General features: G+C 72.3%; 14 protein-coding genes and 2 pseudogenes. 10 read left to right on the top strand and 6 right to left on the bottom strand.

The window, feature by feature from the left end:
- Position 1 precedes the first annotated feature (1 nt).
- The 8 genes from ACZ4VA_RS08445 (at position 2) to serS (ending at position 6,632) form a co-directional block, all read left to right on the top strand.
- Complete coding sequence (locus tag ACZ4VA_RS08445) at positions 2-484, top strand: type II toxin-antitoxin system RatA family toxin (RefSeq protein ID WP_355780702.1); 483 nt, start codon at positions 2-4, stop codon at positions 482-484.
- Between the two features lie 21 nt (positions 485-505).
- A complete protein-coding gene (locus tag ACZ4VA_RS08440; RefSeq protein ID WP_356172914.1) occupies positions 506-1,114 on the top strand; it encodes a hypothetical protein in 609 nt (202 codons plus the stop codon).
- Positions 1,111-1,668 carry a flavin reductase family protein gene (locus ACZ4VA_RS08435; protein WP_468080446.1) on the top strand — a complete coding sequence of 186 codons (558 nt, stop codon included), beginning with the start codon at positions 1,111-1,113 and terminating at the stop codon, positions 1,666-1,668. Before ACZ4VA_RS08440 ends, ACZ4VA_RS08435 begins: the two co-directional genes overlap by 4 nt.
- The gene (locus ACZ4VA_RS08430; protein ID WP_030895211.1) at positions 1,665-2,657 is read left to right on the top strand and encodes a ferritin family protein; all 993 of its coding nucleotides are present in this window, start codon (positions 1,665-1,667) and stop codon (positions 2,655-2,657) included. Before ACZ4VA_RS08435 ends, ACZ4VA_RS08430 begins: the two co-directional genes overlap by 4 nt.
- On the top strand, positions 2,654-3,661 hold the full coding sequence (locus ACZ4VA_RS08425; protein ID WP_468080443.1) for a beta-ketoacyl-ACP synthase III: 1,008 nt from the start codon (positions 2,654-2,656) through the stop codon (positions 3,659-3,661). The genes ACZ4VA_RS08430 and ACZ4VA_RS08425 overlap by 4 nt, the downstream gene beginning before the upstream one ends.
- A gap of 107 nt (positions 3,662-3,768) precedes the next feature.
- Positions 3,769-3,999 carry an acyl carrier protein gene (locus tag ACZ4VA_RS08420; protein ID WP_018888444.1) on the top strand — a complete coding sequence of 77 codons (231 nt, stop codon included), beginning with the start codon at positions 3,769-3,771 and terminating at the stop codon, positions 3,997-3,999.
- Positions 3,999-5,219 (top strand): beta-ketoacyl-[acyl-carrier-protein] synthase family protein, encoded by a 1,221-nt coding sequence (locus ACZ4VA_RS08415; RefSeq protein ID WP_355780713.1) that lies wholly within the window; start codon positions 3,999-4,001, stop codon positions 5,217-5,219. Before ACZ4VA_RS08420 ends, ACZ4VA_RS08415 begins: the two co-directional genes overlap by 1 nt.
- 135 nt (positions 5,220-5,354) lie before the next feature.
- Entirely contained in the window at positions 5,355-6,632 is a 1,278-nt protein-coding gene (gene serS / locus ACZ4VA_RS08410) for a serine--tRNA ligase (protein ID WP_388903261.1), read from the top strand.
- An 82-nt stretch (positions 6,633-6,714) separates the two neighbouring features.
- Here the strand turns inward: serS and fabI are convergent, their stop codons facing one another.
- The 6 genes from fabI to ACZ4VA_RS08380 form a co-directional block, all read right to left on the bottom strand.
- Positions 6,715-7,479 (bottom strand): enoyl-ACP reductase FabI, encoded by a 765-nt coding sequence (gene fabI / locus ACZ4VA_RS08405; protein WP_355782817.1) that lies wholly within the window; start codon positions 7,477-7,479, stop codon positions 6,715-6,717.
- Positions 7,476-7,802: a ferredoxin gene (fdxA, locus tag ACZ4VA_RS08400; RefSeq protein WP_355782820.1), complete on the bottom strand. Its 327-nt coding sequence runs from the start codon at positions 7,800-7,802 to the stop codon at positions 7,476-7,478. Before fdxA ends, fabI begins: the two co-directional genes overlap by 4 nt.
- Before the next feature lie 2 nt (positions 7,803-7,804).
- Complete coding sequence (locus tag ACZ4VA_RS08395; protein WP_356172899.1) at positions 7,805-9,229, bottom strand: MFS transporter; 1,425 nt, start codon at positions 9,227-9,229, stop codon at positions 7,805-7,807.
- A gap of 183 nt (positions 9,230-9,412) precedes the next feature.
- Positions 9,413-10,516, bottom strand: a complete 1,104-nt coding sequence (locus tag ACZ4VA_RS08390; RefSeq protein WP_355782826.1) for a fatty acid desaturase family protein — start codon at positions 10,514-10,516, stop codon at positions 9,413-9,415.
- 244 nt (positions 10,517-10,760) lie between these two features.
- Positions 10,761-10,925, bottom strand: a complete 165-nt coding sequence (locus ACZ4VA_RS08385) for a hypothetical protein (protein WP_167537461.1) — start codon at positions 10,923-10,925, stop codon at positions 10,761-10,763.
- Between the two features lie 132 nt (positions 10,926-11,057).
- On the bottom strand, positions 11,058-12,053 hold the full coding sequence (locus ACZ4VA_RS08380) for a DUF2156 domain-containing protein (protein ID WP_356242037.1): 996 nt from the start codon (positions 12,051-12,053) through the stop codon (positions 11,058-11,060).
- A 174-nt stretch (positions 12,054-12,227) separates the two neighbouring features.
- On the opposite strand from ACZ4VA_RS08380, the pseudogene ACZ4VA_RS08375 reads away from it, so the two are divergent.
- A pseudogene (locus tag ACZ4VA_RS08375) lies at positions 12,228-12,320 on the top strand.
- A gap of 31 nt (positions 12,321-12,351) precedes the next feature.
- Positions 12,352-12,444 (top strand): annotated as a pseudogene (locus ACZ4VA_RS08370).
- Positions 12,445-12,487: the final 43 nt, after the last annotated feature.

Here is a 12,487-nt window from a genome sequence, read left to right as displayed (position 1 = left end):
CGTGAGGCACGTCGAACTCGATGCCCTGATACCCGGGGAGCAGGCCGAGTCGGTCCTGCACGCCGTACGGCGCTGGGAGCGGTACCCGGACCTGGCGCCCCATGTCAACGCGACCACGGTGCACGCCGCCTACCCCGACCCCGCCGCCTCCTCCAGCTGGGAGCTGCACTTCCGCAGCGGCCTGCTGCGCTGGACCGAGGACGACACCGTGCTGCCGGAGCAGGGCGAGATCCGCTTCGAGCAGTCCGACGGGGACTTCGACTCCTTCTCGGGGACCTGGTCGGTGACTCAGGACGGCGACGACGTCGCGGTCCGCTTCGACGCCGACTTCGACTTCGGCATCCCGAGTCTGGAGGGCATCCTCGACCCGATCGCCGAGCGGGTCATCAAGGAGACCGTGGCCTGGGCGCTGACCGGTCTCTTCCCCGCCGTGCGCATCGGCGGCGGCATCGAACTCACCCCGTCCGCCGCGCTCGGCGCCTAGCGCATCAGGGAGCTGCTGACCATGGACCAGGCAAACCCGTTCGAGACACCGCGCACGTACTCGCTGCACCGCGCCGAGTACCTGGTGGGCTTCGCCGTCACCACCGGCCTGATGATCGCCCACTTCGGCGAGATCCGCTGGCTGCCGGCCATCGCCCTCTTCCTCTACATCGACCTGATCGGCTACATACCGGGCGCGATCGCGTTCCGGCGCAGTGGCGGCCGGCCGATCCACAAGGCGTACTACGTCCTGTACAACGTGATGCACAGCCTCATCACCCAGGCCGCCGTGGCCGCGCTGTGGTGCTGGCTGGTGAAGCCGGAGTGGGCGCTGCTGGTGCTGCCCTTCCACCTCTTCGGCGACCGCGGGCTGTTCGGCAACTTCATGAAGTCCTTCGCGCTGCCCTTCGAGCCGGTCCGCCAGCCCGGCTACCTGAGGCTCCTGGACGACCTGGGCCTGCCGCACCCCAAGCCGGTCGGGCATGTGACGGACCCGGTGCCGGTCGGGCACGTCCCGGTCCGCAAGCCGGTGCCTGCGCCGCGGGCGGACGCCGCCGCGGCGCAGGAGGCCCCCGCTCAGGCCGCCGCGGCCGGAGAGTCCGCGGCCCGGCAGGCGGAGGCGCTGCGATGAGCACCGCGACCGCGACCGGCCCGCGCACACGCCGGCCCGTCCGCCAGGACCCGGCCGAACGGCGCCGGGCGCTCTACCACCTGGCGTCCCCCGTGTCGGTGCTGACCACCGGGCCGGAGAGCCGGATGCACGGCACCACCGCGAGCACCGTCACCCTGGTCTCGCGCGAGCCGCTCCTCGTCGGCGTCGTGCTGCGGGCCGGGTCGTCCTTCGCGCGGCGGGCCGCCGCCGAGGGCCGGTTCGCGATCAACGTGCTGGGGGGTGACCAGGCGGAGGTGGCCCGCCGGTTCGCCGACAGCGGGCGCCCCGACGGCAGCGCCCAGTTCGCGGGCCTGCCCTGGACGGCGGACCCGTACGCGCAGGCCCCGCTCATCGCGGGCGCGCTCGCCTACTACACCTGCCGCTTCCACTCCGCCCACGCCGCGGGCGACAGCGAGCTGCTGCTCGGCCATGTCGTGCGCGCCAGGGCGGACGAAGGGCTCCCCCTGCTGAGCTACGCCGGCCACCTGCACGCCGGCACCCTGCATCCGGTGAAGGAGGCCGCCGCGTCATGACGCAGTCCAAGGTATTCGTGGCCCCCGAGGCGGACTGGGACAAGGCGCCCGGTCTGCTGGACGGGGCGAAGGAACTCACCCTCGGCCCCGAGGAGTGCGACCTCGCCTACTGGATCACCTCGGTGGCCCAGGGCACGCTGCGCGACCGCGGCGTGACCGGCCACCACGACGACGCGATCGTCCCGGACTTCCTGAAGGAGCCGGGCCCGCTGCGCGAGGCTCTGGTGCTGGAGTTCGGTCTGCGTGGGCTGTCCGAGGAGCTGGCCACCCGGCTGCTCGGCCACTACGTGTCGATCGCTCCCGGCATCCCCGAGATGGAGTTCTACGCCACCCAGCTGCTCGACGAGGCACGGCACGCCCGGGTGTTCCGCAACCACCTGGTGGAGCTCGGCATCCCGGCCGACACGCTCCTGAAGAGCATCGACGAGATGGCCCGGGACTACCGCGCCCGGGTGCTGGACCCGGTGGTCGACTTCACCCTCGACATCGTCCGGGACCAGGCCGACTTCCCCGGCGGTGTCGCCGTGTTCGCCATCGTCATCGAGGGCGTGCTGGCGCCGGCCGCCGAGCTGAGCGAACGCAAGTGGACTCCCCTGTCCCCGGCCACCGGCGAGATCTCCCGCGGCACCGCGATCGACGAGATCCGCCATCTGACGGTGGCCAGCACCATCCTGCGCGACCACGTGGCCGCGCACCCCGAGTACCGTCCGCGCCTGCTGGAGATCCTGCGGGCCGGCGTGCGGCTGTGGGACGAGATCCCCGACCGGGAGTTCGTGATCCACCGCGAGGAGCTGTTCCAGGAGGGCATGCTCCGGCACGCCGACCGGATCGGCGACTACGAGATCTGGCCCGGCGTGCGGATGCTCGACACCACTCCCGAGCAGCGCTACGACATGGCCGAGCGGTGGACCGACGAGATGGCCGAGGCTCGGATGGCCTACATGGGTCTGCCCCTGGAGGTCCTCAGCAGTCCGGGACCGGGCGCGTGAGCACCGGACGGGCCGCCGTGGTCTGCGGGATCGGGTCGTACGTCCCGCCCGACGTGGTCACCAACGAGGACCTGGCCCGGCGGCTGGACACCTCGGACGACTGGATCCGCTCGCGCACCGGGATCGCCCGGCGCCGTGTGGTCGCCCCGGGCACGGCGACCAGCGACCTGGCGGTCGAGGCGGGCCTGCGGGCCTTGAAGTCGGCGGGAGACGAACGGGCGGGCGCGGTGGTGCTGGCCACCACCACCCCGGACCAGCCGTGCCCGGCCACCGCGCCGCAGGTCGCGGCGCGGCTCGGACTCGGCGAGGTGCCCGCCTTCGACGTGGCCGCCGTCTGCTCCGGCTTCCTGTACGGCCTGGCCAGCTCGGCGGGCCTGATCGCCGCCGGAGTGACGGACCGGGTGCTGCTGATCGCCGCGGACGCGTTCACGACGATCATCAACCCCGAGGACCGCACCACGGCGGTGATCTTCGCGGACGGCGCGGGCGCGGTGCTGCTGCGGGCCGGCTCCCCCGAGGAGCCGGGCGCGGTCGGCCCGCTCGTGCTGGGCAGCGACGGCGGGCTGAGCCATCTGATCGAGGTGCCGGCCGGAGGGTCGCGGCAGCGGTCGTCCGGCCGGGAGCCCGCTCCGGAGGACCGCTTCTTCCAGATGGTGGGCCGCGACACCTACCGACACGCGGTGGAGCGGATGACCGCCACCTCCACCGAGGCGGCCGAGCGGGCCGGCTGGCAGCCGTGCGACGTCGACCGGTTCGCCGCGCACCAGGCCAACGCCCGCATCATGGATGCGGTCTCGGAGCGGCTCGGCATCCCCGGCGAACGGCGGCTGAGCAACATCGCGCAGGTCGGCAACACCGGCGCCGCCTCCCTGCCGCTGCTGCTGGCCGAGAGCGCGGCGGACGGACGGCTCACCGCCGGGCACCGGCTGCTGCTGACCGCGTTCGGCGGCGGGCTGTCATGGGGCGCGACCACGCTGGTCTGGCCCGAGGTGCAGACCATCTGACGTTCCGTCACACACGGGGGCCCGGGCCGGCCCCTCCCACAAGCGCTGTCCGACACAGCGGAGAACGGGCGCTTGCGCCTTCGAGAGAACTGTCGAAAGGAACCGACATGCTGGAGCAGCTCAAGGAAATCCTGTCCAACAAGCTCAAGGTGTCTCCCGAGGCCATCACCCCGGAGGCCACCCGCGAGGACATCGAGCTGGACTCGCTGGCCGTGGTGGAGCTGTCGCTGCTGCTGAAGTCCGAGCTGGGCCTGGACGTCAGCGACGACGACCTGCTCGAGGCGGAGACCGTGGCCGACATGGTCCGGCTGATGGAGGAGCGGAGTGCGAAGGTCTGATGGCCGGCATGGACATCGCCGTCACCGGGCTCGGCCTGGTCACCCCGGGTGGTATCGGGGTCGGGCCGAGCTGGGCGGCGGTCTGCGACGGCAGGCCGGCCGCCGCCCTCGATCCGCTGCTGACGGATAACCCCGTACGTATCTCCTGCCGGGTGCCCGACTTCGACCCCGAGCTCCTGCTGAGCGCACGGCGGGCCCACCGCCTGGACCGGTTCGTCCAGTTCGCGCTGGTCGCCGCGCACGAGGCGGTGGCCGACGCGGGCCTGGATCCGCAGAGCTGGGACGGGGCGCGGGTGGGTGTGGTGCTGGGCTGCGCAGACGGCGGCCCGGGAACCGTCGAGGAACAGCACCACGTGCTGCGCGAGCAGGGCGCCGACCGGGTCTCGCCGCTGCTGCTGCCCATGCAGCTGCCGAACATGCTGGCCGGGCAGACGGCCATCGAGTTCGGGGCGACCGGGCCCAACCTGGTGGTGGCCACCGCCTGCGCCTCGGGCGCGACCGCCATCGGCACGGCCCGGGACCTGCTCGCCCTCGGCCGCTGCGACATCGTCCTCGCGGGCGGCAGCGAGGCCATGGTCACCCCACTGGTCATGGCCGGCTTCGCCCAGATGGGGGCGCTGTCGAGACGGCACGACGACCCGGCCTCCGCGTCCCGGCCGTTCGACGCCGACCGGGACGGCTTCGTCGCCGGGGAGGGCGCCGGCATCCTCGTCATGGAACGGGTGGCGGACGCCCGCGCCCGCGGCGCCCATGTGCACGGCCGGATCATCGGCTACGGCGCCACCGCCGACGCCCACCACATGACGTCGCCGCACCCCGACGGCGCGGGCATCGAGGCCGCCGTCCGAGCCGCGCTGGCCGACGCGGGCGCGGACCCGGACGACGTCCAGCACGTCAACGCCCACGGCACGTCGACACCGCTGAACGACCTGGCGGAAGCCCGCATGATCGGCCGGACGCTGCGCGGGGACCCGCTGGTCACATCCACGAAGGGAGTCACCGGACACCTGCTCGGCGCGGCCGGGGCGGTCGAGGCCGCCTTCACCGTGCTGAGCGTCGAGCACGAACTCGTGCCCCCCACCGCCAACCTCGTCATGCCCGACTCCAGGATCGACATCAAACTCGCGCAGGCCGCCACCTACATGCCCATCGATCTCGCCCTGAGCAACTCCCTGGGCTTCGGCGGCCAGAACACGGCACTGGCCATCGCCCCGGCCTGAACGGCGCGGCCACGCACCGGCAGCCGCCCGCGGAGCACCTCCGCCGGGCGGCTGTTCCCGTGCGGCACCCGGCCGCACGGCGCCACCCCGCCCGCCCGCGGGCCACCCCATCCCGCCCCACGTCAGGAGTCCACCGTGCACGATCCCCAAGAACTGCTGAAGGACGGGCCGCAGGCCGTACGGCGGCTGGCCCGCCGCCGCCACGACCTCGACCCGGCCGCGCTGGCCGACGCCCTGCGCGAGCGCAACGGCGCGCAGGCGGAGGTGACCCGGCTGCGCACCGAGCTGAACCGCACGTCCAGGGCCCGCCGCTCCGGCCCACCGACCGAGGAGGAGAAGGCGTCCGCCCGGGCGCTGCGGGCCGAGGTGCAGCGGGCCGAGGCCGCCGCCCGCACGGCCGCGGCACACCTGACCGAGCTGGTGCTCTCCGTCCCCAACATCCCCCTGGACGCGGTCCCGGACGGCGACTCGGAGAAGGAGGCCGTGGAGATACGCCGGGGCGGTCCCGCTCCGCGTCCGGCGGACGGCGCCCGCCACCACGCCGACATCGGGGAGTCCCTCGGCATCCTCGACGGCCCAGCCGCGGCCCGGCTGTCCGGTGCCCGCTTCGCCGTCGTCCGCGGGGCCGGAGCACGACTGGAGCGGGCCCTGCGCGACTTCCTCCTCGACCTGCACACCCGCGAGCACGGCTACACCGAGCAGTCGGTGCCGTTCCTGGTCGACCGCGACACCATGACCGGGACCGGGCAGCTGCCCAAGTTCGAGGACGACCTGTTCCGCACCCAGGTCGGTGGGCGGGAACTGTTCCTGATCCCCACCGCAGAGGTCCCGCTGACCAACCTGGTGGCCGGCCGGCTCCTGGACTCCCGCTCGCTGCCGCTGGCCTTCACCGCCTGCACGCCGTGCTTCCGTGCGGAGGCCGGGGCGTACGGCCGGGACACCCGCGGCATCCTGCGGCTGCACCAGTTCGAGAAGGTGGAGCTGGTGCGCGTCTGCGCCCCCGAGGACGCCCCGAAGCAGCTCGAACTCATGGTGAGTCACGCGGAGGAGTGCCTGAAGCGCCTGGAACTGGCGCACCGCGTGGTGCTGCTGCCGGCCGGCGACCTCGGGTTCTCCGCCCGGATGACCTACGACGTCGAGGTGTGGCTGCCGGGCAGCGGCTCCTACCGGGAGATCTCGTCGGTCTCCGACTGCGGCACCTTCCAGGCGCGTCGCGCGGACATCCGCGTCAAGCGGCCCGACGGGAGCAGGACTCCGGCGGTCACGCTGAACGGCTCTGCGCTGCCGATCGGCCGCACGGTCGCCGCGCTGCTGGAGCAGGGCGTGCGGGAGGACGGCTCGGTGGTACTGCCCGAGGCCCTCGTCCCGTACACCGGCTTCCGCCGGATCCTGCCGGGCGGGGACACCGCGTAGGCGCCGGGGGCGCCACCGCGGAAGGGGCGGGAGCCGGGTCCGCGACCCGCTCCCGCCCCTTTCGCCGCGCCCGTCCCGGGGCTCAGACGCCCATCATGTGCACCCCTCCGTCGACGTGCACGATCTCCCCCGTGGTGCGCGGGAAGAAGTCCGAGAGCAGGGCGACGACCCCGCGGGCCGCCGGGTCCGGGTCGGTGGGGTCCCAGCCCGCCGGGGCCCGGTGCTCCCAGACCCCGGCGAGGTCGGCGAACCCGGGGATGGACTTGGCCGCCATGGAGCGCAGCGGTCCCGCCGCGACGAGGTTGCAGCGGACGCCGCGGCCGCCCAGGTCCCGGGCGAGGTAGCGGCTGGTCGATTCCAGGGCGGCCTTCGCGACGCCCATCCAGTCGTAGCGCGGCCAGGCGACCGCGGCGTCGAAGGTCAGCCCGACCACCGAGCCACCGCGCCGCTCCATCAGCGGCAGGCAGGCCGTGGTCAGCGACTTCAGGGAGTACGCCGACACGTGCACGGCGGTCGACACGTCGTTCCAGTCGCCGTCCAGGAAGGAGAAGGCGCCCCGCGGCCCGTAGGCGATGGAGTGCACCAGTCCGTCCAGGGTGTCGGTGTGCTCGCGGATCCGGTCGCCGAGGCCGTCCAGTTGCCGCTGGTCGGTGACGTCGAGTTCGAGCACCGGGGCCGGCTTCGGCAGCCGTCCGGCGACGCGCTCGATCAGGGAGAGGCGCCCGAAGCCGGTGAGGATGACCTCGGCACCCTCCTCCTGGGCGATGCGGGCCGTGTGGAAGGCGATGGACGCGTCCGTGACGACCCCGGTCACCAGGATCCGCTTGCCGGCAAGAAGTCCGCTCATGCCCGGGTCACCGCCTCGGGCAGGGCCCGCACCAGCGGGGAGTCGTGGCCGAGGGCGCCGAGTGCGGCGGCGCCGCCGGGCGAGCCCAAGGCGGCGAAGAAGTCGGCGTTGGAGGCGGTGTGGTCGCCCCACTCGGCGGGCACGTCGTCCTCGAAGCAGATCGCCTCGACGGGGCAGACGGGTTCGCAGGCGCCGCAGTCGACGCATTCGTCGGGGTGGATGTACAGGGCCCGGCGGCCCTCGTAGATGCAGTCCACGGGGCATTCGTCGACGCAGGAGCGGTCCTTGACGTCGACACAGGGCAGGGCGATGACGTAGGCCATCGTCAGCTCCTCTTCGTCACGGGGGTGGTCGGGTGGCCGGGGACGCCGTCGACCGGGGCCCCGGTGGTGCGCTCGCCCAGCAGCAGGACGGTCGCCGCCAGGGCCGCCATCGCCGCGGCGATGACCCCGAACAGGGCACCGGGGCCGTGCGCGTCCAGGACCGGCAGCAGGACGAACGGCAGTGCGGCAGCGCTGAGTTTGGACAGCGAGTAGGCGGCGCCGGACGCGGTGGCGCGGATCGCGGTCGGATACTGCTCGGAGAGATAGACGTGCGAGACGCTGGAGAAGACGTTGCTGCACAGGGTGTAGACGAAGCCGAACGCCACGATGAGCGCGGGGGATCCGGCGTAGGCGAAACCGAGGCCGGCGACCATCATCGCCGCCGCGGAGGCGGCGACCAGCGTCCGGCGCTCGAACCGGTCGACGATCGGCAGGGCCAGCGCGGAACCGACCGGGTAGCCCAGGAAGGACAGCGCGGTGAAGCCGATGCCCGCGACGAGGCCGTAGCCCTTGGCCGCCACGATCTGGGGCGCCAGCGTGCCGAAACCGTAGTAGCCGACCACGGACAGCACGCAGAAGATCCACAGCACCACCGTGCGGCGCCGCATGCCGCGGCCGAACACGTCGCGCACACGGTGGCGCACCGCGGCCGGTTCCACCGGTCCGGCGGTGTCCACGGCCACCGGGCGCACCGTCGCGGGACGGTCCGGGTGGGCCTGCTTCTCCATCTCGGCCACCAGCAGCTCGGCCTCCTCCGTGCGGCCCTGGGCGGCCAGCCACCTCGGCGACTCGATCAGCCGGCGGCGCAGCACCCACACCACGGCGGAGCCCAGCGCCCCGATCACGAACAGCCAGCGCCAGCCGGCGATGCCCAGTGGGGACAGGGGCACCAGCCACAGCGCGGCGAAGCCGACGGCGGGCACCCCGCAGAAAGCGACGGTGTAGGCCCAGGCGATGTACCGGCCGCGCCGCTTGGCGGGCAGCACGTCGGCCAGATAGCAGTCGGACAGCACCTGTTCGGCACCGATGCCGATGCCGGCCATGAAGCGGGTGACGATCAGCCAGGCGGCGTTCGGCGAGAAGGCGCCCAGCAGGGAGAAGCCCGAGTAGATGGCGAGGTTGATCAGGAAGGCCCGGCGCCGGCCGAACCGGTCGGCGATCCGGCCGAGCACCAGCGAGCCGATGAACTGGCCGATGAACACCGAGGCCAGGACGAGTTTGAGCTCGGTCGCCCCGAAGGCGAAGTCGCTCTGGAGCACTTTGGCGATGGTGCCCGAGAGGTTGTTCTCGAACGTGTCGAAGAGCAGACCGATGCCGATGACCATGGTGAGTCTTCGGTGCATCGGGGTGATCGGCATGCGGTCCAGGCGGACCCCGATCGCGGCGGGAGCGGTGACACCGCCCGCCACCGTGGTGGTCTGGGACATGGGGAGGCTCTCCTTGGACTCCTGGTTCTCAGGGACTCCGGTGAGGGAACCGCCCGGGCCGACGGCGGGCCCGGGCGTGCGGCCCGGGGGCCGGGGCTGTGGACAAGTGGGGGTGCGGGGGCGGTGCGGGACCGGAGCGTGGGGGGGGGTCCCGGACCGGCGGTGACCGAGGGCGCGGGCCGGTCAGGCCGCCTGGGTCGCCCGGCGCCTGATCTCCTCCTCCACGGTCCCGGCCCGCACCGGCTCACTGACCTCGTGCAGGAAGGAGGCGACCTCCCGGTAGGACGCCCAGAAGCCGACCTCGTGGTACGGCACCCCGCGCTCGGCGCAGTAGGCGCGGGTCAGTTCCCGGGCGCGCGCCAGGTGCTTCTGCGGCATGGCCGGGAACAGATGGTGCTCGACCTGGTAGTTGAGGCCGCCGTAGAGGAAGTCGACCACCGGGTTCGGGCGGATGTTGCGGGAGGTGAGGACCTGGCGCTCCAGCCAGTCCAGGGTCTCCTCCTCGCCGTCGCGGACGTCCATGCCCTTGTGGTTCGGGGCGAAGATCATGCCGAAGTAGACGCCCAGGGCGGCGTGCTGCACGAGGATGAACGCGACGGCGAGGACCGGCGAGAGCACCGTGAAGACCAGGGCGCAGTAGACCGCGGCGCGCAGCACGATCAGGAACGACTCCAGCACGGGCCGCTTGGTCTTGCCCTGCGCGATGGACACCACGGCCGTCCGGAGCATCTTGAAGCCCTCCAGGACGAGCAGCACGAAGAACAGCACGCTCTGGTGGCGCACGACGAACTTCTGCGTGCCCCGCCGGCTGGGGTACTGCTTGACGTCGAAGATGACGGTGCGCCGGCCGATGTCCGGGTCCTTGTCGAGGTGGTTGGGGTTGCTGTGGTGCCGGTTGTGGTGGTTGACCCACCAGCCGTAGCTGACCCCGTTGACGAGGTTGGCGTGGATGTAGCCGACGGCGGAGGCGGCCTTCTTGCTGCGGAACATGGCCTTGTGTCCGGCGTCGTGCCACATGAACGCCGACTGGCCGCCGCACAGCCCCATCCACAGGGCCGTCAGGAGCTGCCACCAGGAGTCGCCCAGGGCGAAGAACGCGGCGAATCCGATCAGCAGCAGGGTGGTGTTGAGCGCGAGACGGCCCACGTAGTAGCGCGGGTCGAGGTCGAGGAGACCTTCCGCTTTGACGCGTTTGAGTAGCTCGGCGAACGTCGCCGAGGCGCCGGTGCGCGGGCCGGCCGCGGAGGCGGCGGCTACCCCGGCTTCTTGTGTGTGCGGACGCTGCATGCGTTGCTCTCCTTGGGAGAAGTGCCCGGTTCGGGCGGCGGCGCCGCTGCCCCGCGGACCTGCGGGCGCCGCGAGTCGGCCGTGCTCCCGCGGGCGGTCGGGAACGCGCGGCGTGCCCGCCCGGCGGTCCGGGAACGCCGGAGCACACTGCGGTACTCCGCCAAAGGACCACCGGACGAACACGTGTCCAGCGTGCTGCCCCGCGCTGATGTGCCACTGATGCCGGTCTGATCGGCGGGGGCCGTCAGGCGGCGGACTCGGCGCGCAACCGTTCGTCGAGCGCCAGGACGGCGGCGTCCGCGTCGCGCGCCACGTCCTCGTCGTCGGGCGCGCCGATGACGGCCATCAGCCGCTCGACCACGGTGTGCTGGAGGACTTCGGTGCTGGTGTCGGGTCCGTTGTCACTCATCGCTGGTTCTCCTGTTCCGGAAGACGGGTGGTGCGTGAGGGCGGTGCGGGGAGGGTGACCCGCGACGCCGCGCCCCGCCGCGGGCACGGTCGGACGGAGCTCCCCACTGCGGGCCTGCTGGATGACGGATCGTCAGAACGCCTTGCAGGCGCGGAAGACGTGGGCGAAGGACGCCAGAGAGGCCTGCGGGCCGTCGAAGGCGACGTACTCCGGGATGACCACGTCCGGAGCCCACTTCTGCTTGTACGACAGCTGGGTCTGCGCCGGGTACAGCGCGGCCCCCTCGGCCCACAGGGCGTGCATCAGCCACTGGAACGCCGGGCTGTGGCCGTCGATCTCGTGGTCGGCGTCGAGCCCGGTGAACGGGGTGAAGCCGAAGTGCAGCCACTCGACGCCCTCCGACCGGAACACCTCGACGGCGGTCGCGTTGATGGCCTCCATCAGTCCCGGGGAGCCGTCCGGGACGCGCCGGCTCAGATCGTGCATCCAGCCGGCCCGGCCGCCGTACACCGGCGAGTAGGAGATGTACGCCACGGGGTTGCCGTCGATGGTGCCGGTGAACAGCCGGCGGTGTGCCTGGGCCGGTCCGCCGATCTGGCCGACCAGGAACTCCAGTTGCTGGGCACCGCCCTTGGAGCCGAGCCAGGCCCGGTCGATGGCGGCGATCGCGTCCTGCCAGTCGTCGGCGGAGACCTCCTGGACGACCAGGCCGTTGCGGCGGGCCCGGGAGATCTTGTTGCGCAGTTGCATGAAGCGGGTGCCGCGCAGCGTGAAGTCCCGCAGGCCGACGGCCCAGGAGGCGCCGACCTGGTTGACGGTGAAGCCGCGGCGGGCGTAGTGCTCGGCGTCGGCGCGCTGGAGCTGGATGCCGACCAGGGTGCGGCCCTCCTCGCGGACGTGCCGGCGGAAGGCCTCAAGGAGGGGGTCGTAGTCGTCGGGGGCGGCGAAGGGGCCGCCGAACTGGACGGCGAACCGGCCCGTGCGGCGGTACACGACGACGCCGTCGGCACCGGGCAGTGTGAAGACGTCGTTTCCGCTGTTGAGGGCCAGGAACGCACTGGGGTTCTCGCTTGACGTATGGGTGCGTATCGCCTTGAGAACGGGGTTCTCCATGGCGGTCACGGTCATTGTTTTCCCCTTTCGGGAGCGTTTTCCGTCGTCCCGAGTAGAGCATCGAGGGCAGGCGCGGGAAAAGACCGGAAGGGAATTCTTCGACCGAGTCAGAGAGACGTCAGCGCTTTGTCAGACCTCCCTGCCAATGTTGTTCTCGTGAACGGCACGGGAGACCGGAAGCCGGCACAAGGAGAGGTGCCCGGAGCGGCTCATCGGGGACCAGAGAGCGATCTCACGGTCGGGCCCAAAAAGCCCACGCAGGTTCGAATCCTGCCCTCTCCGCGAAAACGGCCACGCACCAACGGCCGCACAAGGAGAGGTGCCCGGAGCGGCTCAACGGGGACCAGAGAGCAATCTCACGGTCGGGCCCAAAAAGCCCACGCAGGTTCGAATCCTGCCCTCTCCGCGAAAACGGCCACGCACCAACGGCCGCACAAGGAGAGGTGCCC

The organism is Streptomyces sp. NPDC028308, assembly GCF_055565855.1.
The sequence above is the reverse complement of the archived record's forward strand: the minus strand, read 5'-3'. Positions and strand labels throughout refer to the sequence as shown.

Bases quoted from the DNA above. Each gene is read 5' to 3' on its own strand.
- ACZ4VA_RS08440 (WP_356172914.1), top strand. From the start codon at position 506: ATGGACCAGGCAAACCCGTTCGAGACACCGCGCACGTACTCGCTGCAC.
- ACZ4VA_RS08415 (WP_355780713.1), top strand. From the start codon at position 3,999: ATGGCCGGCATGGACATCGCCGTCACCGGGCTCGGCCTGGTCACCCCG.
- ACZ4VA_RS08430 (WP_030895211.1), top strand. From the start codon at position 1,665: ATGACGCAGTCCAAGGTATTCGTGGCCCCCGAGGCGGACTGGGACAAG.
- ACZ4VA_RS08380 (WP_356242037.1), bottom strand. From the start codon at position 12,053: ATGACCGTGACCGCCATGGAGAACCCCGTTCTCAAGGCGATACGCACC.
- ACZ4VA_RS08390 (WP_355782826.1), bottom strand. From the start codon at position 10,516: ATGCAGCGTCCGCACACACAAGAAGCCGGGGTAGCCGCCGCCTCCGCG.
- ACZ4VA_RS08420 (WP_018888444.1), top strand. From the start codon at position 3,769: ATGCTGGAGCAGCTCAAGGAAATCCTGTCCAACAAGCTCAAGGTGTCT.
- ACZ4VA_RS08395 (WP_356172899.1), bottom strand. From the start codon at position 9,229: ATGTCCCAGACCACCACGGTGGCGGGCGGTGTCACCGCTCCCGCCGCG.
- fdxA (WP_355782820.1), bottom strand. From the start codon at position 7,802: ATGGCCTACGTCATCGCCCTGCCCTGTGTCGACGTCAAGGACCGCTCC.
- ACZ4VA_RS08385 (WP_167537461.1), bottom strand. From the start codon at position 10,925: ATGAGTGACAACGGACCCGACACCAGCACCGAAGTCCTCCAGCACACC.
- fabI (WP_355782817.1), bottom strand. From the start codon at position 7,479: ATGAGCGGACTTCTTGCCGGCAAGCGGATCCTGGTGACCGGGGTCGTC.
- ACZ4VA_RS08435 (WP_468080446.1), top strand. From the start codon at position 1,111: ATGAGCACCGCGACCGCGACCGGCCCGCGCACACGCCGGCCCGTCCGC.